Origin of the sequence: Kocuria sp. KSNUG, from assembly GCF_049532735.1 — a bacterium.
GTDB lineage: Bacteria > Actinomycetota > Actinomycetes > Actinomycetales > Micrococcaceae > Kocuria > Kocuria rhizophila.
This window is the reverse complement of sequence record NZ_CP150981.1, coordinates 1,592,550-1,615,590: the sequence shown is the minus strand read 5'-3', so window position 1 is coordinate 1,615,590 and position 23,041 is coordinate 1,592,550. Positions and strand designations below refer to the sequence as shown.

Sequence of the window (23,041 nt, the reverse complement as noted above, 5' to 3'; positions counted from 1 at the left end):
TCACCGACGAGGCTTCCCGTCACCACCCCTGCGGGGGCCCGTTGACCGGGGAGCCGTGCGGTGCAGCCGCAGCACCCGCCACAGCACTCCCGCACACAGCACCAGCACGCCCGCGAGCACGGAGGTCAACGGCAGGGTGGCCACCAGCAGTACGCACAGGGAAGCCCCCAGCACGGACACGGCCCGCGGATACCGGCGGTGCTCACCGGTCTGGGTGAACGCGCTGAGGTTCGCCACGAGGTAGTACAGCAGCACACCGAAGGACGAGAAGCCGATGACCTGGCGGACGTCCCCCGTGAGGACCAGCAGCACCACCACCGCGCCGAGGGCGATTTCCGCCCGGCGCGGCACCCCGTGGTGCACGTCCAGCACGGCGAGGGGCCGGGGCAGGTCCCCCGTGCGCGCCATTGCCAGGGACGTGCGGGCAATGCCCGTGATCCCCGCCAGCAGGGCACCCAGGGTCGCGGCGGCTGCGCCCAGGCGCACCACCGGGGCCGTCCAGTCCCAGCCGCCGACCGCGGCGAGGTCCGCGAGCGGCGTCGTGGAGGCGGCGAGCGCGGCGGGGCCGAGGACCGCGAGCGACAGCATGGCGAGGACGCCGTAGACCACGAGAGCGCCGCTCAGGGCGATGACGATGGCGCGGGGGATCGTGCGGGCGGGATCGCGGACCTCCTCGCCCATGGTGGCGATCCGCGCGTACCCGGCGAACGCGAAGAACAGCAGCCCCGCGGCCTGCAGCACCCCGTAGGCACCCGCGGGCGGGGCCGAGGAAAAGGGTGCGACTCCTGCGGAGACTCCGGACTGCACTCCGGCCAGCGCCACGAGCGCCAGGACGGCGAGAACCAGAGCCACCAGGATCTTGGTGGCGCGTGCGGTGCGGCTGACCCCCAGGCAGTTGACGGTCACGAGGGCGACCACGGCCGCCGCGGCGACGAGCCGCTCCCACGGACCGGGGACGGCGTAGGCCGCGAACGTCATGGCCATGGCCGCGCAGCTGGCGGTCTTGCCGGTGATGAAGCACCACCCCGCGAAGAATCCCGGCCAGGGCCCCAGGCGCTCCCGGCCGTAGACGTAGCTCCCGCCCGCCACGGGGTACTGCGCGGCCAGCTGGGCGGAGGACAGCGCGTTGCACAGCGCCACGAGCCCCGCGAGCAGCAGGGCGAGCGGCAACCAGGTGCCGGCCGTCCGGGCCGCGGGCGCGAACACGGCGAAGATGCCCGCGCCGATCATCGACCCGAGGCCGATGGCCACGGCGTCGCCGAGTCCCAGGCGGCGCTGCATGGTGGGCTGAGTGGTCACGGAGTCTCCCTGCGCATCGGGCTTTGTCTCTGGGTCAACGGGGTCCGGACACGGCAGTGGGTGCAGCGACCACGCCGCTGCACCCACTGTGCCACTGCCCTCCGCGGAGGATCAGAAGACCGGCTTGCCGCCGGTCACGCCGATCACCGTGCCGGAGACGTAGGACGCCTCCGAGGGGCTCGCCAGGAACACAAAAGCACCGGCCATCTCCGACGGCTGGCCGGCCCGGCCCAGCGGGGTGTCGCCGCCGAAGGCCGGCATGGCCTCACCCGCCTTGGTGGCGGGTTGCAGCGGCGTCCAGATGGGCCCGGGGGCCACGGCATTGACGCGGATGCCCTTCTCCCCCAGCTCACTGGCCAGGTTGACCGTGAAGTTGTTGATCGCGGCCTTGGTGGAGGCGTAGTCGATCAGGTTCTCGGAGGGGTCGTAGGCCTGGATGGAGCTCACGTTGATGATGGACGAGCCCTCCGTGAGGTACGACAGCGCCTGCTGGGACACCCAGAACAGGGCGTACAGGTTGGTCTTGAAGACCCGGTCCATCTCCTCGGTCTTCAGTCCCTGCAGGCCGCCGTCCCGGCGCGCCCACTGGAAGCCCGCGTTGTTGACCAGGATGTCCAGTCCGCCGAGCTGCTCGGCGGCCTGGTCCACGACGCCGCGCGCCTGGGACTCCTCGCGCAGGTCCGCGGGGAGCAGGACCGCCTTTCGGCCGGCCTTCTTGATCCACTGCCGGGTGTCCTCGGCATCGGACTGCTCCTCGGGCAGGTAGTTGATGGCCACGTCCGCACCCTCACGGGCGAAGGCGATGGCCACCGCACGGCCGATCCCGGAGTCGCCGCCCGTGACGAGGGCCTTGAGGCCCTCGAGCCGACCGCGGCCCACCCAGTTCTGCTCGCCGTGGTCCGGGAACGGCGTCATGTCCGTGGACAGCCCGGGAGGGGTCTGCTCCTGCTCGGGGAAGCCGCCGTCCTCGCCGGCGAGCTGCTGTGCGTTCTTGTCTGCTGCGAACTTGTCTTCCGTCATGATCCCATTGTGCCCCGCGGACTGCGGGGCCGTCACCCACCTGACGGGGTGGCCGTCACCGGGGCGGGAATGCTCACGAGCCGGGAGTGGGCCCCGGCTGGTCGCTGGGGTCCATCCCGTGCTGCACACCCCAGAGCACGGCCTGGCTGCGGCGTTCCACGCCCATCTTGCGGTACGCGGAACGGATGTAGGACTTCACGGAGTTGATGCTCAGGAAGCAGCTGCGCGCAATCTGGTCGTTGGTGAACCCCTGGGTGATGAGCCCCACCACCTCCGCCTCCCGCGCGGAGAGACCCTCGGGGCGGCCCGGCCAGTCCGGCAGGGCGATGTCCTCCCGAACGGGTTCCGGGGACACCACGCGCTGACCCTCGTGCACCCGCACCAGGGCCTCGGCCAGGTCCGCGGCGCTGAGCTCCTTGGAGAGGAATCCGTCGATACCCATGTCCATGGCCTCGGACACCCGGTCGGCACTCACGTTCCACGTGTACATGACCACCTTGCGGAAGCGCGGTTCCGCGATCAAACGGGGCACCTCTGCGGTGCCGCGTTCCGTGGCGGCGAACGCGTCGTAGAGCACGAGGTCCGCACCGCCGTCGGGCAGTCCCTCCGAATTGCGTTCCACGACCCTCAGGCGGGGGTGGTCCTGCAGCATGCGCCCGAGTCCTTCGACGATCACGGGGTAGTCGTTGATGAGGGCGAGCGAGATCTCCGAGCGTGCGTCTGTCACCCGACGAGCATAATAGTAAGCTCACGCATCATCGGTCGAACAATGTTCGACCGCAGACCATTCATTCCCCTCACGGCGCAGGTGTCCCAGCCGCTCCAGCTCGTGAAGCCACCCTTCCATGGGGTCGAAGCCCCACGTCCCGCGGAAGATGTTCGCGTTGCGCGCGATCGCCCGCGCGTGCTGCACCGGAGGCGACTGCGATGGGTGGTGCTGGTGGTAGGCCGCCGCGCCACCCAGCCACCACAGTCCTCCGCCGACCGCGGCGATCCGCTGGCCGAAGTCCGTGTCCTCGCCGCCGTAGCCCACGTAGCGCTCGTCGAATCCCCCGGCGGCGTTCCACGTGGCCACGGTACAGGCCATGGACAGCGACCACAGCATACGGGGGTCGGCGGCCACGAGCTCCCCGGGCGGGGGCAGCACGCGTGCGGCGTGGTCGCGCCCGAGCCGGGCCGCGACCTCGGGCGTGTGCTCCGCGTCGGTCATCCCCTCCGGCAGGTACTGCACCCGCCCGCTCACCACCGCGTGCTTCCCGCGCAGCTCGCGCAGCGCGCGCGAGTAGTCGCGCACGAGGTCCCGGTGCGGCAGACAGTCCACGTCCAGCAGCACCACGGAGTCCGCGCCGAGCTGCGCGGCCCGCTGCACACCGGCGTTGCGGGCCGCGGCCAGGGGCAGCTCGTCGCACGGCTCCAGCTCCACGACGTCGCTCGGAAGGTCCGCGCGCAGCCGCACCACCCCGCCGATCTGCGGGTCCCCCATGCTCACCACCACGTGCACCAGCGGGGCCTCGCTCTGCACCGCGAGCCACTCCCTCTGCCGCCGCAGGTGGGTGTGCCGCCCACTGGCGATCGTCACCACGGCCGTGCTCATGGCCTCTCCCCTCGCAGCAGGGCCTCCAGGGCCGCCGCGACCCGGTGGGCGCCGTCGCCGTGGCGCCACACGTCCCACCGCTGCCCACCCAGGGTGAGGGCGCGTTCCAGGAGCACGGGCCAGTCGGCGGGTGACGGCCAGTGCTCGAGGCCCACGCAGATCCCGGCGCGCTCCAGGGCTGCGGCCGTGGCCAGCTGCTCGTCGTGCGGTCTCGGCTGGGCCACCACCACGGCGGGGACACGCGCGGCGGAGAGCTCGGCCACGGCATTGTTGCCACCGTGCGTCACCACCACGGCGGCCTCGTGGAGCTCACGCCACAGGTCAGGGGAGGGCGCGTCCGGGGTGCGGACGGTCCAGCGCCAGCCGGGCGTCGCGGCCCGGGCCGCGGCGATCTCCGCGTCCCCCACCACGGTCCCGCCACGGCCCCACACAACCAGCACGCTCCCACGGTGCACGACGCCGCTCGGCGGCTCGGCGGCGTCGGCTCCTGTGGCCGGCGTGGCGGGTTGCAGCGGGTGCCTCCCCACCCCGGCGGCATCCCGCACGGGAGCGTCGAAGCGGGAGATGGCTCCGGTGAACGTGGTCTTGCGGTTCCACTCCTCGGGCCAGTACGGCTCGGCAGTCTCGGCGGACCACGGCGCGACGAGGGCCGTGGCGGCGTCGTAGGCCGCACGGTGCGTGCGGTCGGTGCGGTCGCCGCGCATGGCCATGACGACCGTGGGAACGCCCATGAGCCGGGCCAGCAGGGTGACCTCGGCGGAGGTGTCCGTGACCATGAGGTCCACGTCGGCGCGGAGACGATCGGCCAGCAGCCCCATCCGCTCGCGGTGCCCGGGGTGGCCCAGGGGCGCCCAGTGCAGCACCCCGTTGGCCGTGGGGTCCTCCGGCTGGTCGGTGGTGTCCGGCGGCAGCTGGACCCACTCCCCCGGCCAGTCCGGCGGGCACTCGAGCGTGCTGAAGCCCAGCACGGGAACGCTCAGCTCACGCGCGATCTGGGTGGCCCGGTTGCGGTGCCCCAGGCCGTGGTGGTGCACGTAGTAGCCGATCACGCGCGCACCAGCTCCCGGTAGAGCTGCGCATAGGCGTCCACCGTGGCGTCCAGGGAACAGTTCTCGAGCGCGTAGCGCCGCACGCGCGCCCGGTCCATGCCCACCACGAGCGGCAGCATCGCGGCCGCTGCGGCCACCGTCTCCGCCTCGCTCGCACCGGGCTGGGACGTGAGACCGCCGGGGAAACGCACGATCTCGCTGAGACCACCGCGGGCCACGGCGAGGACGGGGGTGCCGCAGGCCATGGCCTCGGCGGCCACCAGCCCGTAGGGCTCCTCCCACGCCGGGGTCACGAGGCTCGCCGCACTGCGGCCCGCGAGCTCGCGGAGCTGGTCCGTGTCCAGGTGACCGACGTAGGTCACGTTCTCGTCCAGTAGGGGCTTCAACCGCGTCTCGAAGTACTGCCGGTCCGCCACGGGCCCCGCGATGCGCAGCCGCCACCCCGCCTTGATCGCGATCAGGGCGGCCACGTGGGGGGCCTTCTCGGGCACGATCCGTCCGGACCACACGAGCGCGTCCCCGCCCGGACCCGGGCGCCACTCGTGAGGGTCCACGCCGTTGCGGATCACGCGCGCGGGCGTGACCGTGCTCCACAGCTGCGCCACGGAATCGCTGACGGCCACCGTGTGGGCGGCCGGTGTGAGGCGCAGCGCGGGTTCGAGCCACGGCGTGGCGGGGGTGTGCAGCGTGGTCAGCAAGGGCTGCGGGATGGCTGCGGACATCACGATGGGCAGGAAGTGCAGGGAGTTGTTGTGCACCACGTCGATGTCCGGCCGGGACGCGAACGCCCGCATGACCTGCAGGTAGGAGAACGTCTCCCGCACCTGGGCCTCCGGGGGCATGGAGACGTCGTTGCGGGCCTCGTCACTGAGCACGAGCGGTTCCACGTCCAGCTCCTCGATGCCCAGCTGGGGGTCGGAACCGGGTGCGGCGAAGACCACCACGTCGATGCCCCTCGCGCGCAGCCCGCGGGCCAGGTGCCACGTGAAGGACTCCAGACCGCCGGAGAACGGCGGGATGATGGGGAAGCGGTCGTGCGCCAGGAGGGCGACCTTCATGCGGGATCCCCTCCCGTCCGGCCGAGCGCGGCCGACGCGCGCCGGTAGACCTCCGTGTGGGAGGCGGCAATCCGGCGTCGTTGCTCCGCGCGCTCCTCGGCGGACGCCTGCCACGGCGGGCTGCCGGGAAGGGAGGCGAGGGCGGCGTCGATCTGACCCTCGTCCGGTCGACCGCTGTGGTCCCAGTCGAAGCCGAGCACCCCGGGGTGCTGCTCGTGGTAGAAACCCGTGTGCGGCGCGAGCACCCTGGTGCCGAGGTCGTGGCACAGCTCCAGCCATCCGGAGTGGGAGCCGAAGCGGTAGGCGAGGACCGAGAGGTCCAGACCACGAAGGTGCTCCCACAGCTGCTCGTCCGTGTAGACCCCGTGGACGTCCACCCGGGTGTGCGGGGTGGAGCGGGCCGTGTCCAGCAGCTGCGCCACCCGGGGGTCGTGGTGGCGCTCACCGGGTGTGACCACGTCCGTGTGCGCGTCGAGCACCAGCCGGATCTGACCCCGGGCCGCGCGCTCCAGCAGCAGCCGGGCCACAGGAAGAGGGTTCATGTTCGCGCGCATGCTCTTGAAGCTCAGCCCCACGGTGGGGGCCGGTCCCACGGGCCCACGGGGCTGCCACCGGTCCAGCGGCAGGACGTGCGGGTGCGGGATGACCGTGGCCTCACGCCCCCAACGCTGCTCGACGGTCCGTGCGGCGCCGGGGGTCAGCGTGATCAGACCGTCCGCGGCGGGGACCAGGACGTCCAGGGCGGCGTCCTGGGCGGCGGGATCCACCTGGTGCGGGTTGCGGAGGTCGTGGACCGTGTAGACGAACGGCTTGCCGAGCCCGTGGAGGGTGTCAACGATGCGTTGCAGAGTCCCGGGCGGGGTCTGGTCGAAGCCGAAGTGCAGGTGGTAGAGGTCGAAGTCCTCGCAGTGGGCACGGATCCAGGACTCGTCGAGCATGACCAGCGGCCACCACGCGGCTCCCGGCACGGCTCGTGCGGGAGCGGGATCCGGCAGGCGGGTGACACCGTGGTCCCCGGCGGGATCGCTGAGGTGCTGCACGTACGCGTGGCCGTGGGGTAGTGACGCGACCCTCACTCGGTGGCACCTCCTGCGGTTCATGGGCCCGGGCCCACGGATGGGCACCGGCGGGACGCCGGGTCGGGAGCGGACGGGACCGGAACGGGCAGAACGCCCGGTGCAGGTTCCCGTGCTGCACTCCGGCGAGGATACACATCTTACTGACGGTTCCGACACGATATATTGTGCTTCGGCTGGGCGCCGCCGCATGCGGCTCCGCCGAGCACCGGGCCCCGGCCCGGGCGCCGCACCGTAGACCCGTGAATCCCGAGGTACCCCCGCATGAGCATCCGTCCGATTGTGATCTCCGGCAACCCCGTGCTGCACCGGCCCGCCGCCCGGGTCACGGAGTTCGACGACGCCCTGCGCACCCTGGTCGCGGACATGCACGAGACGATGGACGCGTCCCACGGCGTGGGTCTTGCCGCCCCGCAGATCGGGGTGGGGCTGCGGATCTTCACCTACCTCTTCGAGAACGAGGACGGGGTGGCCCCGCGCGGGACCCTGGTCAACCCGGTGCTCACCACGGGGAAGATCTCCGAGGTGGCCCCGGACCCGGACGAGGAGGCCGAGGGCTGCCTGTCGGTGCCCGGCCAGGCGTGGCCGCTCAAGCGCGCGGAGTGGGTGCGCATCGCGGGCCAGGACGAGAACGGGGATCCCGTGGCGTTCGAGGCCAACGGCTGGTTCGCCCGGGTGATGCAGCACGAGTACGACCACCTGGACGGCAAGCTGTATGTGGACCGGCTCAACCCCAAGTGGTCGCGCAGGGCCCGCAAGGCCGTGGCCCGTGAGAAGTGGGGCTCGGACTCCACGTGGCTGCCCGGCGTGGACGAGGATCCCTTCGGCCACTGACGCCGCGCGCACCGCCGCCCCGCCGACCGTCCCGCACCGGCACGGCACGGGCGGTCAGGGTGCCAGCACCACCGTCAGCACCCCCGCCGAGCGACTCGTCGGATCCTTCAGCTCCACGTGCCAGCGCTCGGCCAGCGCGTCACGGACCTCGTGCACCGTGTCCAGCGCACCCCCGGCGCGGCGAACCTCGCACAGGGCCCGCGCCACGAGCCCCCGCGTGTGCTTGGCCTGGTGCGAGACGACCGAGCGGGTGCCGTCCGCCTTCTCCTGCTCCACGCGCACCGTGACGGTGCGGGGCGCGGGTGCCTTCCATGCCGCGGCGTAGGCGGCAGAGCGGCAGTCCACAACTACCTGGTCCGAGGCGAGCTCGTCCAGCACCGGTGCGAGGCGCGGTTTCCACCAGCTGCTGAGTTTTCCCGTGCCCGGCAGCGCGGTTCCCATGGACAGCCGGTAGGCCGGAATCCGGTCCGTGGGGCGCACCGCACCCCACAGCGCGGAGATCACCAGCAGTGAGGAGTCCGCCACCTCGCGGGCCCTGGGCGACAGGGTCGCGGCGTCCAGTGCGTCGTAGAGCACCCCGGTGTAGACCTCCAGGGCCGGCGCGGCGGGTGCGGTGCGCAGCTGCCGGTTGCGGGCGACGTCGGCGGCCAGCGACGGGCCGACGCCCAGCACCTGCAGCGCGTCCTCTCCCCCGCTGACCTCGGCGAGGCGCCGCACCAGCCACTCGCGGTGCGGTGTCAGCGCGGGCAGGTGGAGGGCGGCCAGGTCCAGGGGGGCGCCCTCGGCGGGCGCGGTCTTCGACTCGGAGGGCGGCAGCAGAATCAGCACCCCACGAGTGTAGGTGGACAGGTGGGCCTGTGAGCCGGGTTCTGTGCCGCGGCCAGTTGCCCGCACCGCGGTGACGACCATCCATCTAGGCCGTGCGTTGCCGCACGGCTCGAGCAGCCTACCCGGACGCTCGGGCGAGCAGCCCTCGAACGCGCCCTGCATGGCCTTGCTCCGGACGGGGTTTACCGAGCCGCACCGGTCACCCGGCGCGCTGGTGGTCTCTTACACCACCTTTTCACCCTGACCCGCTCGTGGCGGGCGGTCTGTTTTCTGTGGCACTGTCCTGCGGGTTTCCCCGAGTGGGTGTTACCCACCGTCCTGCTCTGCGGAGCCCGGACTTTCCTCGAGGCGCCGTCGCGAACGACGACGCCGCGCGGTCGCCCGGCCCACCTGTCCGCCCCGATCCTACCGCGCGAGAAGGCCGCCCCGCCGTTCCCCGACCGGCGGACGCGGCCGGAGCATGCGATCCGCTCACGCCGCCCCGGGGCCCGGGCGTGGGCCGACCCACGCGTCAGAGCACGAGCATGGCCGAGCACTCGGGGCACTGCGGAATCATGGACTCCGGCGTGGCCTCCAGCGCGGCGGCGTCCGCGGGGCTCAAGCGGGTGCCGCATGCACCGCACGTCCCGTGCTCCCAGCGGGCGACGGCGATCCGGCCGCCCCCGCGCGCGGTCCGCAGCGCGTCGTAACGGGCGAGCAGGCCCGCGTCCGTGGCCGCGGCCAGCCGGGAACGCTGCTCCCCCAGCGCGGCGTGCTGCTCCTTCAGGGCGGCGAGCTCCGCGTCCCGCTCCGCCACCGCCGCGCGGGCCTCGGAATCCGCCGCGCGCAGCAGGGGCAGCTTGCGCTCGCGGTCCGCCGCGACCTCCTCCGCGTGGTCCATCGCGGCGAGCTGCGCCTCCTCCGCGGCTGCGCGCTGGGCCGTGAGCGTGTCGATCTGGTGCTGGATGCCCATGAGGTCCTTGGAGGTGCCTCCCGCGTTGAGGCGCTGCGTGTCCCGGTCGATCTTGGCCTGGATCGCGGACACCGCGGCCTCGGCGCTCTCCACCGCGTCCTGGGCCCGGCGCTGGGTGGCGTCCAGCTCCTGGGCCGCCGCGATGGCCTGCGACCGGCGCCGCATGAGCCCGGCCACGGTCTCCGAGCTCTGCAGGGCCTTGGCCCGGTTCAGCGTGGTCAGGATCTGGGAGTCCACCGACTGGAGGTCGAGCAGAGCGGGCAGTGCGGAGCGGGACGAGGTCATGAGCTTCTCCTGGGGTCCGGGTGCGGCTGCCGGGACGGTCGTGCCGCGGGGCGGGTGGTGGGCGGGGCGGGGGCTCCGGGCGGTGCCACCGCGCGGTTCACGGGTGGCTGGTGCGCGGCGGGAGCCCGGATGCCTCCGGTGGGCCACCCCGCCCGTGGCGTCTCACTGCGGCGGGGTGGCCACCGTGAGATCCCACGGGTCGGTGCGCAGCGTGCTCACGTGGATCTCCACCGCGAAGCCGCGGGCAGTCAGCGCGCGCTGCAGGTCCTCGGCGGCCCACGGGAGCCACAGGGCCTCGCTCGCGGAGTGCGCGGCGTCCACCAGCGCGGGGGTGCCGTGCTCCCCCGGCCCGAGGGCGCGCTCCCTGGCCTCCGACGCCGGGTGGTGGCGCAGGTCCGCGGTCACGTAGACGTCCGCGCCGTGGCTGCGCACGACGTCGAAGAGGGAGTCCCCCGAGCCGCCGCACACCGCCACCGTGCTCACGCGCCGGTCCGGGTCACCCGCCACCCGGAGTCCCTGCACCGTGGGCGGGATGCGCCGCGCCAGCCGTTCGGCGAGCTCCCGCAGGGTCACCGGCTCGTCCAGGGTTCCCACACGGCCCAGCCCCGTGCGGGGGTCGGAGAAGTGCGGAACGAGCGGAGCGGCGTCGTCGGGCCCGACACCGCACGCCGCGATCAGGGCGTCCGAGACGCCGCGGCGGGCCGAGTCCGCGCTGGTGTGGCAGCACAGCAGGGCGCAGCGGTTCTCCACGAGGTCGTGGACCACGCGACCCTTGAAGCCGTCCGCGGCCACGGACGTGACGCCGCGCAGCAGCAGGGGGTGGTGGGTGAGCAGCAGGTCGGCTCCTGCATCCACGGCCTCCCGGACCACGCCGGCCACGGGATCGACGGCCAGGTGGATGCGCCGAACCGGGGCCTCGGGGCGCCCGAGCACCAGACCGGACGCGTCCCAGTCCTCCTGGAGCCGGAAGGGCCACAGTGCGTCCGCCGCGGCGACGACGTCCTGGACCGTGGGGTGCGGATCGGATGACGGCTGATCGGTGCTCATGGCCCCATCCTAGGAGCGCGGCCTCCGCCACGGGCGGGGAATCTTCTGGCGCGCCACGCGTTGTACTGGGCATGACTTCATCGACGCCGCAGACGTTCGTGCTGGCCGGTGGCTGCTTCTGGTGCCTGGACGCCGTGTACCGCAGGGTGCGCGGAGTGCAGAGCGTGCGCAGCGTGTACACGGGCGGGCACACCCCGCACCCGGACTACGAATCGGTGTGCTCCGGAACCACCGGCCACGCCGAGGCCGTGGAGGTCGTGTTCGACCCGGACGTGGTGCCCGCGGACGTGATCCTGGACCTGTTCTTCACGGGTCACGACCCCACCACCCTGAACCGCCAGGGCTACGACGTGGGCACGCAGTACCGCTCAGCCGTGTTCCCGGCGGACGAGGAGCAGCGCCGCCTCTTCGAGGCCGCCATCGTGCGCGCCCAGGAGCTGTTCGACGACCCCGTGGTCACCACGGTGGAGCCACTGGGCCCGCTGCACGAGGCCGAGGACTTCCACCAGGACTTCTACGGCAACCAGCCGTTCAACGGCTACTGCCAGGTGATCATCAACCCCAAGCTCGCGAAGGTTCGCCAACATTACGCCGCGTGGCTCACGGACTGAGAGACCGCTGGAACCCGGGGCTACGCTGACACGGATTCCGGGCACTCGCCCGGCACCGCCGTGCCGCGAGTGCGATACCGCAGAACTGCGACACCACAGGACAAGGAGACAAGTGATGGGCAAGATCTACAACGACGTCACGGAGATCGTGGGGGGCACCCCCCTGGTGCGCCTCAACCAGCTGGACAAGGACCTCCCCGGCAACGTGGCGGTCAAGCTCGAGTTCTACAACCCCGCCAACTCCGTGAAGGACCGGATCGGCAAGGCCATCGTGGACGCCGCCGAGGCGTCCGGGCAGCTCAAGCCCGGCGGGACCATCGTGGAGGGCACCTCCGGCAACACGGGCATCGCCCTGGCCATGGTGGGTGCCGCCCGCGGCTACAAGGTCATCCTCACCATGCCCGAGACCATGTCCACCGAGCGTCGGGTCATGCTGCGCGCCTACGGCGCGGAGATCGTGCTCACCCCGGGCGCGGACGGCATGCGCGGCGCCGTGGACAAGGCCCAGGAGATCGTGGACACCACCGAGAACGCCGTCCTGGCCAGCCAGTTCGCGAATCCCGCCAACCCGCAGATCCACTACGAGACCACCGGACCCGAGATCTGGAACGACACCGACGGCGCCGTGGACGTCTTCGTCGCCGGCATCGGCACGGGCGGCACCATCTCCGGTGCCGGCAAGTACCTCAAGGAGCAGAAGCCGGAGGTCCGGCTCGTCGCCGTGGAGCCCTCCGACTCCCCGCTGCTCACCGAGGGCAAGGCCGGCCCCCACAAGATCCAGGGGCTGGGCGCCAACTTCGTGCCGGACGTGCTGGACCGCGAGATCTACGACGACGTCTACGACGTCACCGTGGAGGACTCGGTCCATTACGCCCGGGAGCTCGGCAGCAAGGAGGGCATCCTGGGCGGGATCTCCACCGGCGCGATCATCTGGGCCGCGCTGCAGGAGGCCGCCAAGGAGGAGAACCGGGACAAGCTGATCGTGGCCGTGGTGTGCGACTACGGCGAGCGCTACGTCTCCACCATCCTGTACGAGGACATCCGGGGCTGAGCCCCGGTCAGACCGCCCGGGGCGCGGGACACCCGTCCCGAGCATCCGTTGCACATCGGCGGGCACCGGTTCACCGGTGCCCGCCCCGTTCCACACCAGGGGGTAGCACGCGTGGGTTTCTGGCGCAGACTGCACGAGGACCTCGAGACCGCCCGCACGCACGATCCGGCGGCCCGCTCCAGCGTGGAGATCGTCCTGAACTACTCGGGGCTCCACGCCATCTGGGCGCACCGGCTGTCCCACCGGCTGTGGCAGAACCCCGACCGTCGGCTGCTGGCGCGCACCGTGTCCCAGCTGGCGCGCTTCGCCACGGGCGTGGAGATCCACCCCGGCGCCACGATCGGTCGGCGTTTCTTCATCGACCACGGCATGGGCGTGGTGATCGGCGAGACCGCGGAGATCGGTGACGACGTGATGCTCTACCACGGTGTGACCCTGGGCGGGCGGTCCTTGGCGCCCGTGAAACGCCACCCCACGGTGGAGGACCGGGTCACAATCGGTGCGGGTGCCAAGGTGCTGGGGCCCATCACGGTGGGGCACGACTCTGCCGTGGGCGCCAACGCCGTGGTGGTCAAGGACGTCCCCGCGGACTCGATCGTCACCGGCATCCCCGGCAAGGTCCGCCCCCGCACGCCCGAGAAGAAGGCCCCGCTCGTGGACCCCGCCGCGTACGTGGACCCCGCCATGTGGATCTGACGCGGCGGCACTGCACCTGGCTCCAGGAATGCGCAACGGGCCGGGTTCCCCGCGGGGAACCCGGCCCGTTCTCATGCGCTGCGTCCCACGACGACGCCGCGCGACCGCCTCAGGAAACGACCTCGGAGCGGTCCCCGCTCCACAGCACGTGGAAGCTGGAGTCCGGGTCGTCAACGCGCTTGTACGTGTGCGCCCCGAAGTAGTCGCGCAGCCCCTGGGTCAGTGCCGCGTTCAGGCGCGGGCGGCGCAGCGCGTCGTAGTACGCGAGCGCGGATGAGAACACCGGTGCGGGAATGCCGCGCTCGACGGCGCGTGCCACCACGCGGCGCCAGGCCGGCAGAGCGTCCTCGATGGACTTCACGAACTCCGGCGCGAACAGCAGGTTCAGCGGGGCCTTGTCCCCCTCGTAGGCGGCCATGATCACGTTCAGCAGCTCGGCGCGGATGATGCAGCCGTTGCGCCACAGGCTCGCGATCGAGGCGAGGTCCAGGTTCCAGCCGTACTCGCGTCCGGCCATGGTGAGCATGTCCAGGCCCTGGGCGTAGGAGACCAGCTTGGACGCGTAGAGCGCCTTGCGGACGTCGTCCACGAACTCCGGGTCCTTCACCACGTCCTCGGTGGTGTCACCGATGCCCGCGGGCAGCACCTCCTGGGCCTCCTTGCGCATGGCGGGTTCGGAGGAGGACAGCGCGCGGGCGAACACGGACTCGGCGATCGCGGTGACCGGGGAGCCGAGCTCCAGGGCCTCCTGCACGGTCCAGCGCCCGGTGCCCTTCTGGCCCGCGGCATCCGCGACGATGTCGATGAACGGCTTGCCGGTCTTCGGGTCCACCTGGCGCAGCACCTGCGACGTGATCTCGATCAGGTAGGAGGACAGTTCGGTGGTGTTCCACTCGTCGAACACGTCTGCCTGCTCGGCGGGCTCGAGCCCGGCCACCGAGCGCAGCAGCTCGTGGGCCTCGCCGATCACCTGCATGTCCGCGTACTCGATGCCGTTGTGCACCATCTTGACGAAGTGCCCGGCGCCGTCCGTGCTGATCCACGCGCAGCAGGGAGCACCGTCGTCCGCCTTGGCGGAGATGTCCTCGAGCATGGGCCCCAGTGTGCTGTACGACTCCTCGGAGCCACCCGGCATGATGGAGGGGCCGTTGAGCGCGCCCTCCTCGCCACCGGAGACGCCGACGCCCACGAAGTGCAGCCCGTTCTGCGCGCACTCGCGCTCACGGCGGCGGGTGTCCTGGAAGTAGGAGTTGCCGCCGTCGATGATGATGTCGCCCTCGTCCAGCAGCGGGGTGAGCTGCTCGATCACGGAGTCCACGGGCGCACCCGCCTTGACCATGACCAGTACGCGGCGCGGGCGCTCGAGGGAGTCCACGAGCTCCTGCATGGTCTCCGTGCGGATGAAGTCGCCCTCGGAGCCGTGCTCCTGGATCAGCGCATCCGTCTTGGCGGACGAGCGGTTGTGCAGCGCCACGGTGTAGCCGTGGTGCGCGAAGTTGCGGGCAAGGTTGGCGCCCATCACGGCAAGGCCGGTGACACCGATATCAGCTTTCTTTTCTGCAGCCATGGTTCCTAGCCTACGCACCCGGACCGACAGCGCGCAGACCCGTGCATGGCGCGGGTGGGTGGGCACGCAATGCGAAAAACCCCGGAGCCGTATGGCTCCGGGGTTCCCCTCGCGGTGGAGACCGACGGAATCGAACCGCCGTATCTGTCACGCCCGAAGGCGATCAAGCGCACCAGCGTCCCCTGGTGAACAGCTGCGGCCTCCCGCCTACTGCCCCATCATCTTAACGCCAGGTGACGCGCTCGTGTCAAACCGGACAGCTCCGTATGAGCGGCACGTGTGCAAGCTCACCCCACCCGTCCTGGGCGGGGACCCGACCGAACGGTAGGCTGACTCCCAATCGGGTGCTGGCAGCTGCTCCAGTCGTGCCCACCCGATCCCGGGCCTTTAGCTCAGCTGGTAGAGCGCTACGTTTACACCGTAGATGTCGTCGGTTCGATCCCGGCAGGGCCCACCAGCGCACGCCCCGCCCGTCCTCGCACGGGCGGGGCGTCTGCATCTCCGGGTCCCCGACCCGTGGTGCACGGGACTCCGCAGCCGTGGCTCTGTCCACAGACGGGCCCGCACCCCTTCCAGGTGGTTTCCCCGCGTGTCTAGCGTGGGCGCGTGAACACACTCACGGGGATCATGGGCGGGCAGAGCGGCCCGGGATGGACACGGTGCTGCGCGGGCGGGAGCGGCGAGCCGGCGCGGGGAAGAAGGGCCGCCGCGAGCACGCCCCGGGCGACCGTGCCACCGGCCGGGTGCCCGTGCGGCGTCGCCTCTCGTCCCTGTGCGGGAGCGGTCTCGTGAGCGGCCCGTCGCGCGCCCGGGTGGCCCCCTACCGACCGGGGCGCCCCTCGAGGAGGCGTGCCAGCCCAGCGTCCGTACTGGAGCGGCTCGTGGCGTGGCTCGTGTGGCCCGTGGTCCTGGGGCTCCCGCCACTGCTCTTCAACCTGCGGGTGGGCTTCGGGCTCGAGGGACTCCACGCGGTCATCCACCTCGTCGTCGGCCTGCCCATCGCGTGGATCGCGGGCGCGGTGCTGGCCATTCTCGTGACGGCGCGCGCCTGCCTGGTGATGCCCTACGCCGCTGGGGCGTGGAGCACGGGCTTCCTGCTGTTCCACTGGCTGATGCAGATCCTCCTCGGACTGGCACTGGGGGATGTTGTAGACCCCCGCGGAACCACGGTTCCCAGTCCCCTGGAACGGTGGGGTCTCACGCAGCGCACGGCGGACGAGATCTCCATGACCGCTTTCCACGGTGCCTGGATCGGCGCGCTGGCCGCGCTGATCGCGGCGGTGGTCGAGTTGGGGACGGTCCCTCGGCGGCGTCCGCAACCGCCTCCCGCCCCGCCTGCCGGCTGACCCCGCCACCCGTGCCGGTGGGCGCGACCCGGTGCGGGGCCTCGGTCGATCCGGGGCCGCCACGTGGAGTCAGTCGGCGGGTGGACGCCACATCCCAATCGCAGGCACCGTTCCACGGCAGGCAACGGGACCGCGGGAACGGAAGCCGAAGCGTTCGTAGTACGGAACCAGGTCGGTGGTGGAGGCCTCCAGGTAGGCCCCGGCGTGCTGCCGGTCGATGTCCGCCAGACGGTCCTCGAGCAGGCGGGATCCCACCCCTGTGCCCTGGGCGCCCGGCGCCGTGGCCAGCGCCTTGAGGTACCAGTGGGGGGACGTCGGCTGCGCGCGCTGCGTGAGCAGCTCGGTGGCGAGTGCGTCCGGGAAACGGGTGCGGAAGATCCGGGCGTAGCTCACCACGCCAGGCAGCATCCGGGGGAAGGAGACCTTCGTGCCCGGGGCGGTCCACAGGGCGGCACCGAGCGGACGCTCCTCCCCCGGCCGCACGGCCAGGTAGACGTGGCCGCCCGCTGCGAACGCCTCCCGTATGATGCGCCGCCACAGCAGGGTGAGGGCCTCGAGCACATCGCCGTGGGGCAGCAGACCGACCACGTGCGGATCAGTCGCGAACGCCTCGGCGAGCACCGCGGCTGTCCGGTCGGTGTCCGCGCGGGACGCGGGGACGATCTCGAGCTGCGGTACGGGCTGGACAGGGCGGTTACTGTTCTGCGTCACACCCCCAGGCTAACAGTTGATGCGTCACCGGGAGAGTCCGCCGCGATGCCGCACCCGGTCTGACCTGCGGTGGAACCGGAACGCGGCCGCGACGGCTGCGGGGGCTGCGTGCCTACAGCAGCCGCGGCTGGGTGACCGTGTCCGCGGACTTCTTCGCCCGACGACGCCGCGGGGCCGGCTTCTCGTCCTGGTCCTCGTCCGTGGTCCCGGCGCTCCGTGCGGACTCCGGCTCCTCGCCCGGCGCATCCCGGCGCGCGGCGCGGCGTCGTGCGGCGTGTGCCGCGGCGGAGCGCGTTGCTGGCGGGACGAGCGTCTGCTGGCCCGCGAGCTCGGCCTGCTGGTCCCGTAGCACGTCGATCGCGCGCTCGAAGTCCTCCAGATCCTCGAACGCCTGGTACACGGACGCGAACCGGAGGTAGGCCACCACGTCCAGGCGGCGCAGCGGCGGCAGGATCGACAGGCCCACGTCGTGCGCCTCCACCTCCGCGCTGCCGGAGGCGCGGATGGACTCCTCGACCTCCTGCGCGAGCATCGCGAGATCGTCCTCGCTCACGGGTCGCCCCTGACACGCCTTGCGCACGCCGTTGACGATCTTCTGGCGGTCGAACGGCTCGGTGACTCCGGAGCGCTTGATCACGGAGATCGAGGTGGTCTCCAGCGTGGAGAAGCGCCGGCCGCACTCGGTGCAGCGGCGGCGGCGCCGGATGGAGGTGCCGTCGTCCGAGGTGCGGGAGTCCACGACCTTGGAGTCGTTGTGACGGCAGAACGGACAGTGCACGGCTCAGCCCTTCCCGTGGGTCTCGGCGGATCCGGTGCCGGGCGCACCCGGGACGCGGCCGGCGTCGCCGGCACGGGACGCGGCGTCGTCGTCCGCCCCGGAGCCGGGGCCCGGGGTGGCGCTGGTGGCGGCCGCGGACTCTTCCGCGCCGCGGGCGTCCTCGGCGACGTGGTCCTCCGAGCGGAGGGTCACGGCGCGGCCGTGCGCGGGCAGGTCCTCGCTGCCGGACAGTGCCACGATGTCCTCCTTCAGCTCCGCGAGCGCCTCGCGGGTGTATTCGACCACCTGCACGGCCTTCATGAAGGAGGCGGCCTGCAGCCCGGACGCGAACACGGCGGTGCCGCCCGTGGGCAGCACGTGGTTGGAGCCGGCGGCGTAGTCCCCCAGCGGCACGGGGCTGTACGGGCCCACGAAGATCGCCCCGGCGTTGCGGATCCGTGCGGCCACCTCGCGGGCGTCCCGGGTGTGGATCTCCAGGTGCTCCGCGGCGTAGGCATCCGCCACGGCGATCGACTGCTCGAGCCCGTCCGTGAGGACCACCCCGGACTGCGGACCGCCCAGTGCCGCGGTGATCCGCTCGCGGTGCCGTGCCTCCGGGACCTGCGCGGAGAGCTCCCGCTCCACGGCCCGGGCCAGGCCCTGGGAGTCGGTGATGAGCACCGAGCCGGCCGCGGGGTCGTGCTCCGCCTGGGAGATCAGGTCCGCGGCCACGAACCGGGGATCCGCGGAGTCGTCCGCGAGCACGGCGATCTCGGTGGTGCCCGCCTCCGCGTCCACGCCCACCAGGGAGCGCAGCTGGCGCTTGGCCGTGGCCACGAAGATGTTGCCGGGGCCGGTGAGGGTGTGCACGGGTTCGAGGACGTCCTGTCCGTCCGTGATGCCCAGGGCCATGGCCGCGAGGGACTGGGCGCCGCCCGCGGCCCAGACCTCGTCCACGCCGAGCAGCCCGGCCGCCCCCAGGATCACGGGGTGCGGCAGCCCGCCGAACTCCTTCTGCGGCGGCGAGCACAGCACCACGGACTCCACGCCCGCGGCCTGCGCCGGCACCACGTTCATCACCACGGAGGAGGGGTACACGGCCAGTCCCCCGGGAATGTAGAGGCCCGCGCGGCGCACCGCGGTCCAACGGTGGCGCAGCACGGCCCCGGGTGCCACCTCCACCTCCACGTCCCGCGGCCGCTGGGCCTCGGCGAACGCCCGGGTCCGTGCAATGGCGGTCTCCAGGGCGCGCCTCACAGCAGGCTCCAGCTCCGCCACAGCCCGCTCGATCTGCTCCGGGGCCACGCGGATGCGACCCTGCTCCACACCGTCGAAGCGGTGGGCCAGCTCGCGCAGTGCGTCAGCCCCGCGCACGCGGACGTCCTCGACGATCCCCCGGACGGTGTCCTCGGCCGCGGAGACGGACGACGCCGCCTGGCGCGGAACCACACAGCGCAGCTCGCCCCAGCTCAGGTGCTTCCCGCGCAGGTCGACGACCCTCAGGTGGGTGCCAGCGGGGCCGGAGGACGGGGTGGTGTGGGGTTGCGCATTCACCGTGCCAGTCTACAATTGCGCGTCAAAACCGCCCGGGACGCCCCCCGCACGGCCCTGCCACGGCGGGGACGCGGGTGGGTGCCACCCCGAGCGCGGAGGGTACCGGGGTGCTCAGGCCTCCAGACAGGCGGGGCCCAGCAGCACCTTGAGATCCCCGAACAGTGCGGGTGACGGGTTGACCCGGTACTCCGGGCCCAGCCGCATCACCTGGATGCTGCGCCGGGTGTCCAGGTGGATCCGCACCTCGGAGTCCCCCTTGTGGCTGCGCAGCACCTCCCCGATCTGGCGGATGGTGGCCTCCGTGGCGCGGTGCTCGGGCAGGGCCACGCACACCGGCCCCGAGGAGCCGTCCACGCTTAGCTCGGGCACCGTGAGCTCCTGGGCGGAGATGGTGATCGAGCCGTCGTCGCGGCGCTGCATGCGTCCCTTGATCACGCAGATCAGGTCCTCCGCGAGCACGCCCGCGATCGGCGCGTACGCCTTGCCGAAGAACATCACCTCGATCGAGCCCGAGCGGTCCTCGAGCTCCACCCGGGCGTAGGCGTTGCCGGAGGACTTCGCGATCCTGCGGGACAGGGAGGTGATCATGCCGCCGATGGTGACCACGGCGCCGTCGGGCCGGGTGTTCTCCTCGGTGAGCAGCGGGGCGATGGCCGTGTCCGTGTACTGGCCCAGGGCGTCGTCGAGACCGCGCAGCGGGTGGTCCGAGACGTAGAGGCCCAGCATCTCGCGCTCGAAGGCGAGCAGGTCCTTGCGCTCCCACTCGGGGACGTCCGGGACCTCCACGGAGAACGTCTCCTGGTCCTCGTCCTCGGATCCGCCCATCGAGAAGATGTCGAACGTGAACTCGCCGTTGTCCTCTTTCTTCTTCTGCGCCACGACGTCCTCGACCGCCTGCTCGTGGCACATCACCAGACCCCGGCGAGTGTGCCCGAGCTGGTCGAACGCACCGGCCTTGACCATGGACTCGATGGTCCGCTTGTTGCACACCACCGCCGGGACCTTGGCCAGGAAGTCGTTGAAGGACGTGAACTTCCCCTGCTCGTTGCGGGCGTCCACCATGGCCTGGACCACGTTGGCGCCCACGTTGCGCACCGCGCCCATGCCGAAGCGGATGTCCGTGCCCACGGGGGTGAAGTTCAGCTCGGACTCGTTCACGTCCGGTGGCAGCACCGTGATGCCCATGTGACGGCACTCGGTGAGGTACATGGCCAGCTTGTCCTTGTCGTCGCCCACCGAGGTGAGCAGCGCCGCCATGTACTCGGCCGGGTAGTGCGCCTTGAGGTACGCGGTCCAGTAGGACACCAGACCGTACGCGGCGGAGTGCGCCTTGTTGAACGCGTAGTCCGAGAACGGCAGCAGGATGTCCCACAGCGCCTTGATCGCGGCCTCGGAGTAGCCGCGGTCCACCATGCCCTGGTGGAAGCCCTGGTACTGCTTGTCCAGCTCCGCCTTCTTCTTCTTGCCCATGGCACGGCGCAGGATGTCCGCCTGGCCGAGCGAGTAGCCCGCGACCTTCTGGGCGATCGCCATCACCTGCTCCTGGTAGACGATCAGGCCGTAAGTGGTGCCCAGGATGTCCTCGAGCGGCTCGGCGAGCTCGGGGTGGATGGGGGTGATCTCCTGTGCACCGTTCTTGCGCAGCGCGTAGTTCGTGTGGGAGTTCGCACCCATGGGGCCCGGACGGTAGAGGGCGATGGTCGCGGAGATGTCCTCGAAGTTGTCGGGGCGCATGAGCTTGAGCAGCTGGCGCATGGGCCCGCCGTCCAGCTGGAACACGCCCAGGGTGTCCCCGCGGGCCAGCAGCTCGTAGGAGCCGGGGTCGTCGATGGGCAGGTGCTCCAGGTCCAGCACGAAGCCGTCCCGGTTCAGCGTGATGTTCTCCAGGGCGTCGGAGATGATCGTGAGGTTGCGCAGCCCCAGGAAGTCCATCTTGATCAGCCCCAGGCCCTCGCACGTGGGGTAGTCGAACTGGGTGATCACCTGGCCGTCCTGCTCGCGGCGCATGAGCGGGATGATGTCGATCAGCGGGTCCGAGGACATGATCACGCCCGCGGCGTGCACACCCCACTGGCGCTTGAGCCCTTCCAGACCCTGGGCGGTCTCGAAGACCTTCATGGACTCGGGGTCGTCCTCGAGCACCTCGCGCAGCTCGCCGGCCTCGTCGTAGCGCTTGGCGTCCTTGTCGTAGACGTCCTGCAGGGAGATGCCCTTGCCCATGACGTCCGGCGGCATGGCCTTGGTGAGCCGCTCCCCCATGGAGAACGGGTAGCCCAGCACGCGCGAGGAGTCCTTGAGCGCCTGCTTGGCCTTGATGGTGCCGTAGGTGACGATCATGGCCACGCGCTCGTCGCCGTACTTCTCCGTGACGTAGTGGATCACCTCGGAGCGGCGGCGGTCGTCGAAGTCCACGTCGAAGTCGGGCATGGACACACGGTCCGGGTTCAGGAAGCGCTCGAAGATCAGCCCGTGCGCCAGCGGGTTCAGCTCGGTGATGCGCATGGCGTACGCCACCATGGAGCCGGCACCGGAACCACGGCCGGGACCCACGCGGATGCCGTTGTCCTTGGACCAGTTGATGAAGTCCGCGACCACCAGGAAGTAGCCGGGGAAGCCCATCTGGATGATGATCTTCTTCTCGTACTCCGCCTGCTCGCGGACGTCGTCCGGGATCCCGCCCGGGAAGCGGTAGTGCAGCCCCTTCTCCACCTCCTTGATGAACCACGAGGTCTCGTCCTCGCCCTCGGGCGTGGGGAAACGCGGCATGTAGTTGGCGGAGGTGTCGAACTCCACCTCGCAGCGCTCGGCGATCTCCAGGGTGTTGTCGCACGCCTCCGGGAAGTCCCGGAACAGCTCGCGCATCTGCTCGGGGGACTTGAGGTAGAACTCGTCCGCGTCGAACTTGAAGCGCTTGGGGTCCTGCAGCGTGGAGCCGGACTGCACGCACAGCAGCGCCGCGTGGGACTTGGCGTCCTCCGCGTGCGTGTAGTGCAGGTCGTTGGTGGCCACGAGCGGCAGGCTGAGGTCCTTGGCCAGGCGCAGCAGGTCCTGGGTCACGCGCTTCTCGATGCCCAGCCCGTGGTCCATGAGCTCGCAGTAGAAGTTCTCCGCGCCGAAGATGTCCCGGAACTCGGCGGCGGCCTTCACGGCCTCGTCGTACTGGCCCAGCCGCAGCCGGGTCTGCACCTCGCCGGACGGGCAACCCGTGGTGGCGATGAGCCCCTTGCCGTACTGGTTGAGCAGCTCCCGGTCCATGCGGGGCTTGTACAGCTGGCCCTCCAGGGACGCCTTGGTGGACGCGCGGAAGAGGTTCTGCATGCCCTCGCTGGACTGCGCCAGCAGGGTCATGTGGGTGTAGGCGCCGGCACCGGAGACGTCGTCGCGCCCGCCGTCCGCGAACTTCACGCGGGTGCGGTCCTGGCGGGCCGTGCCCGGCGTGAGGTAGGCCTCCACGCCGATGATCGGCCTGATGCCGGCCGCGCGGGCCTTGTTCCAGAAGTCGAACGCGCCGAACACGAACCCGTGGTCCGTGGTGGCCAGGGAGTCCATGCCCAGCCGGTGGCACTCCTCGAAGAGGTCGTTCAGGCGCGCGGCACCGTCCAGCATGGAGTACTCGGTGTGCACGTGGAGATGAGTGAAGCCTTTTTTGCCGGTCGCCGAAGTCACCCGACCATTCTAGGCCGCGGCCCGGACGTCCCCGCCCGCC

At 71.4% G+C, this 23,041-nt stretch carries 20 protein-coding genes, 1 tRNA gene and 1 other RNA gene; 6 read left to right on the top strand and 16 right to left on the bottom strand.

Annotated features, from left to right (window positions below):
• From AABM36_RS06995 to AABM36_RS06965, 7 genes are all read right to left on the bottom strand, one after another.
• Positions 1-1,299, bottom strand: coding sequence for an APC family permease (locus AABM36_RS06995; RefSeq protein WP_186319738.1), 1,299 nt, complete (start codon positions 1,297-1,299; stop codon positions 1-3).
• 111 nt (positions 1,300-1,410) lie between these two features.
• Positions 1,411-2,319 carry an SDR family oxidoreductase gene (locus AABM36_RS06990; protein WP_423445464.1) on the bottom strand — a complete coding sequence of 303 codons (909 nt, stop codon included), beginning with the start codon at positions 2,317-2,319 and terminating at the stop codon, positions 1,411-1,413.
• 73 nt (positions 2,320-2,392) lie between these two features.
• A complete protein-coding gene (locus AABM36_RS06985; RefSeq protein ID WP_423445462.1) occupies positions 2,393-3,046 on the bottom strand; it encodes a DNA-binding response regulator in 654 nt (217 codons plus the stop codon).
• Positions 3,047-3,067: 21 nt separating this feature from the next.
• Positions 3,068-3,913: a glycosyltransferase family 2 protein gene (locus tag AABM36_RS06980; protein ID WP_423445461.1), complete on the bottom strand. Its 846-nt coding sequence runs from the start codon at positions 3,911-3,913 to the stop codon at positions 3,068-3,070.
• The gene (locus AABM36_RS06975; RefSeq protein WP_423445459.1) at positions 3,910-4,962 is read right to left on the bottom strand and encodes a glycosyltransferase; all 1,053 of its coding nucleotides are present in this window, start codon (positions 4,960-4,962) and stop codon (positions 3,910-3,912) included. The genes AABM36_RS06980 and AABM36_RS06975 overlap by 4 nt, the downstream gene beginning before the upstream one ends.
• Positions 4,959-6,020 (bottom strand): glycosyltransferase, encoded by a 1,062-nt coding sequence (locus AABM36_RS06970; RefSeq protein ID WP_423445457.1) that lies wholly within the window; start codon positions 6,018-6,020, stop codon positions 4,959-4,961. The genes AABM36_RS06975 and AABM36_RS06970 overlap by 4 nt, the downstream gene beginning before the upstream one ends.
• Positions 6,017-7,096, bottom strand: a complete 1,080-nt coding sequence (locus tag AABM36_RS06965; RefSeq protein WP_124109610.1) for a glycosyltransferase — start codon at positions 7,094-7,096, stop codon at positions 6,017-6,019. Before AABM36_RS06965 ends, AABM36_RS06970 begins: the two co-directional genes overlap by 4 nt.
• Positions 7,097-7,360: 264 nt before the next feature.
• On the opposite strand from AABM36_RS06965, the gene def reads away from it, so the two are divergent.
• The gene (gene def, locus AABM36_RS06960; protein WP_019310715.1) at positions 7,361-7,930 is read left to right on the top strand and encodes a peptide deformylase; all 570 of its coding nucleotides are present in this window, start codon (positions 7,361-7,363) and stop codon (positions 7,928-7,930) included.
• A gap of 54 nt (positions 7,931-7,984) precedes the next feature.
• Here def and AABM36_RS06955 read toward each other — a convergent pair whose 3' ends face one another.
• From AABM36_RS06955 to AABM36_RS06940, 4 genes are all read right to left on the bottom strand, one after another.
• Positions 7,985-8,758: a YaaA family protein gene (locus tag AABM36_RS06955; RefSeq protein ID WP_423445454.1), complete on the bottom strand. Its 774-nt coding sequence runs from the start codon at positions 8,756-8,758 to the stop codon at positions 7,985-7,987.
• 14 nt (positions 8,759-8,772) lie between these two features.
• An RNA gene (gene rnpB / locus AABM36_RS06950) (RNase P RNA component class A) lies at positions 8,773-9,151 on the bottom strand.
• A 118-nt stretch (positions 9,152-9,269) separates the two neighbouring features.
• Entirely contained in the window at positions 9,270-9,995 is a 726-nt protein-coding gene (locus AABM36_RS06945) for a zinc ribbon domain-containing protein (protein ID WP_124109606.1), read from the bottom strand.
• Positions 9,996-10,157: 162 nt separating this feature from the next.
• Positions 10,158-11,042: a Nif3-like dinuclear metal center hexameric protein gene (locus AABM36_RS06940; RefSeq protein WP_019310718.1), complete on the bottom strand. Its 885-nt coding sequence runs from the start codon at positions 11,040-11,042 to the stop codon at positions 10,158-10,160.
• A gap of 71 nt (positions 11,043-11,113) precedes the next feature.
• Between AABM36_RS06940 and msrA the strand changes: the two genes are divergently transcribed.
• The 3 genes from msrA (at position 11,114) to epsC (ending at position 13,400) form a co-directional block, all read left to right on the top strand.
• Positions 11,114-11,653 carry a peptide-methionine (S)-S-oxide reductase MsrA gene (msrA, locus tag AABM36_RS06935; RefSeq protein ID WP_035885325.1) on the top strand — a complete coding sequence of 180 codons (540 nt, stop codon included), beginning with the start codon at positions 11,114-11,116 and terminating at the stop codon, positions 11,651-11,653.
• Between the two features lie 115 nt (positions 11,654-11,768).
• On the top strand, positions 11,769-12,704 hold the full coding sequence (gene cysK, locus AABM36_RS06930) for a cysteine synthase A (protein WP_019310719.1): 936 nt from the start codon (positions 11,769-11,771) through the stop codon (positions 12,702-12,704).
• A 111-nt stretch (positions 12,705-12,815) separates the two neighbouring features.
• Complete coding sequence (gene epsC / locus AABM36_RS06925) at positions 12,816-13,400, top strand: serine O-acetyltransferase EpsC (RefSeq protein ID WP_019310720.1); 585 nt, start codon at positions 12,816-12,818, stop codon at positions 13,398-13,400.
• Positions 13,401-13,509: 109 nt separating this feature from the next.
• On the opposite strand, the gene gndA is transcribed toward epsC, so the two are convergent.
• Positions 13,510-14,967 carry an NADP-dependent phosphogluconate dehydrogenase gene (gndA, locus tag AABM36_RS06920; protein ID WP_019310721.1) on the bottom strand — a complete coding sequence of 486 codons (1,458 nt, stop codon included), beginning with the start codon at positions 14,965-14,967 and terminating at the stop codon, positions 13,510-13,512.
• A 381-nt stretch (positions 14,968-15,348) separates the two neighbouring features.
• On the opposite strand from gndA, the gene AABM36_RS06915 reads away from it, so the two are divergent.
• A tRNA-Val gene (locus AABM36_RS06915) sits at positions 15,349-15,424 on the top strand.
• Between the two features lie 424 nt (positions 15,425-15,848).
• Positions 15,849-16,313, top strand: coding sequence for a hypothetical protein (locus tag AABM36_RS06910; RefSeq protein ID WP_423445450.1), 465 nt, complete (start codon positions 15,849-15,851; stop codon positions 16,311-16,313).
• A 69-nt stretch (positions 16,314-16,382) separates the two neighbouring features.
• Here AABM36_RS06910 and AABM36_RS06905 read toward each other — a convergent pair whose 3' ends face one another.
• The 4 genes from AABM36_RS06905 to dnaE form a co-directional block, all read right to left on the bottom strand.
• Positions 16,383-17,024, bottom strand: coding sequence for a GNAT family N-acetyltransferase (locus AABM36_RS06905; RefSeq protein WP_423445448.1), 642 nt, complete (start codon positions 17,022-17,024; stop codon positions 16,383-16,385).
• Positions 17,025-17,136: 112 nt separating this feature from the next.
• Entirely contained in the window at positions 17,137-17,802 is a 666-nt protein-coding gene (nrdR, locus tag AABM36_RS06900; RefSeq protein ID WP_423445446.1) for a transcriptional regulator NrdR, read from the bottom strand.
• A 3-nt stretch (positions 17,803-17,805) separates the two neighbouring features.
• A complete protein-coding gene (gene hisD / locus AABM36_RS06895) occupies positions 17,806-19,335 on the bottom strand; it encodes a histidinol dehydrogenase (protein ID WP_423445444.1) in 1,530 nt (509 codons plus the stop codon).
• A gap of 111 nt (positions 19,336-19,446) precedes the next feature.
• Positions 19,447-22,941 carry a DNA polymerase III subunit alpha gene (dnaE, locus tag AABM36_RS06890; RefSeq protein WP_423447922.1) on the bottom strand — a complete coding sequence of 1,165 codons (3,495 nt, stop codon included), beginning with the start codon at positions 22,939-22,941 and terminating at the stop codon, positions 19,447-19,449.
• Positions 22,942-23,041: the final 100 nt, after the last annotated feature.

What these genes read in the sequence shown, in the direction of transcription:
- AABM36_RS06990 (WP_423445464.1), bottom strand. Translation starts at nt 2,319, where the DNA reads ATGACGGAAGACAAGTTCGCAGCAGACAAGAACGCACAGCAGCTCGCC.
- AABM36_RS06980 (WP_423445461.1), bottom strand. Translation starts at nt 3,913, where the DNA reads ATGAGCACGGCCGTGGTGACGATCGCCAGTGGGCGGCACACCCACCTG.
- AABM36_RS06970 (WP_423445457.1), bottom strand. Translation starts at nt 6,020, where the DNA reads ATGAAGGTCGCCCTCCTGGCGCACGACCGCTTCCCCATCATCCCGCCG.
- def (WP_019310715.1), top strand. Translation starts at nt 7,361, where the DNA reads ATGAGCATCCGTCCGATTGTGATCTCCGGCAACCCCGTGCTGCACCGG.
- AABM36_RS06945 (WP_124109606.1), bottom strand. Translation starts at nt 9,995, where the DNA reads ATGACCTCGTCCCGCTCCGCACTGCCCGCTCTGCTCGACCTCCAGTCG.
- AABM36_RS06940 (WP_019310718.1), bottom strand. Translation starts at nt 11,042, where the DNA reads ATGAGCACCGATCAGCCGTCATCCGATCCGCACCCCACGGTCCAGGAC.
- msrA (WP_035885325.1), top strand. Translation starts at nt 11,114, where the DNA reads ATGACTTCATCGACGCCGCAGACGTTCGTGCTGGCCGGTGGCTGCTTC.
- cysK (WP_019310719.1), top strand. Translation starts at nt 11,769, where the DNA reads ATGGGCAAGATCTACAACGACGTCACGGAGATCGTGGGGGGCACCCCC.
- gndA (WP_019310721.1), bottom strand. Translation starts at nt 14,967, where the DNA reads ATGGCTGCAGAAAAGAAAGCTGATATCGGTGTCACCGGCCTTGCCGTG.
- dnaE (WP_423447922.1), bottom strand. Translation starts at nt 22,941, where the DNA reads ATGCTGGACGGTGCCGCGCGCCTGAACGACCTCTTCGAGGAGTGCCAC.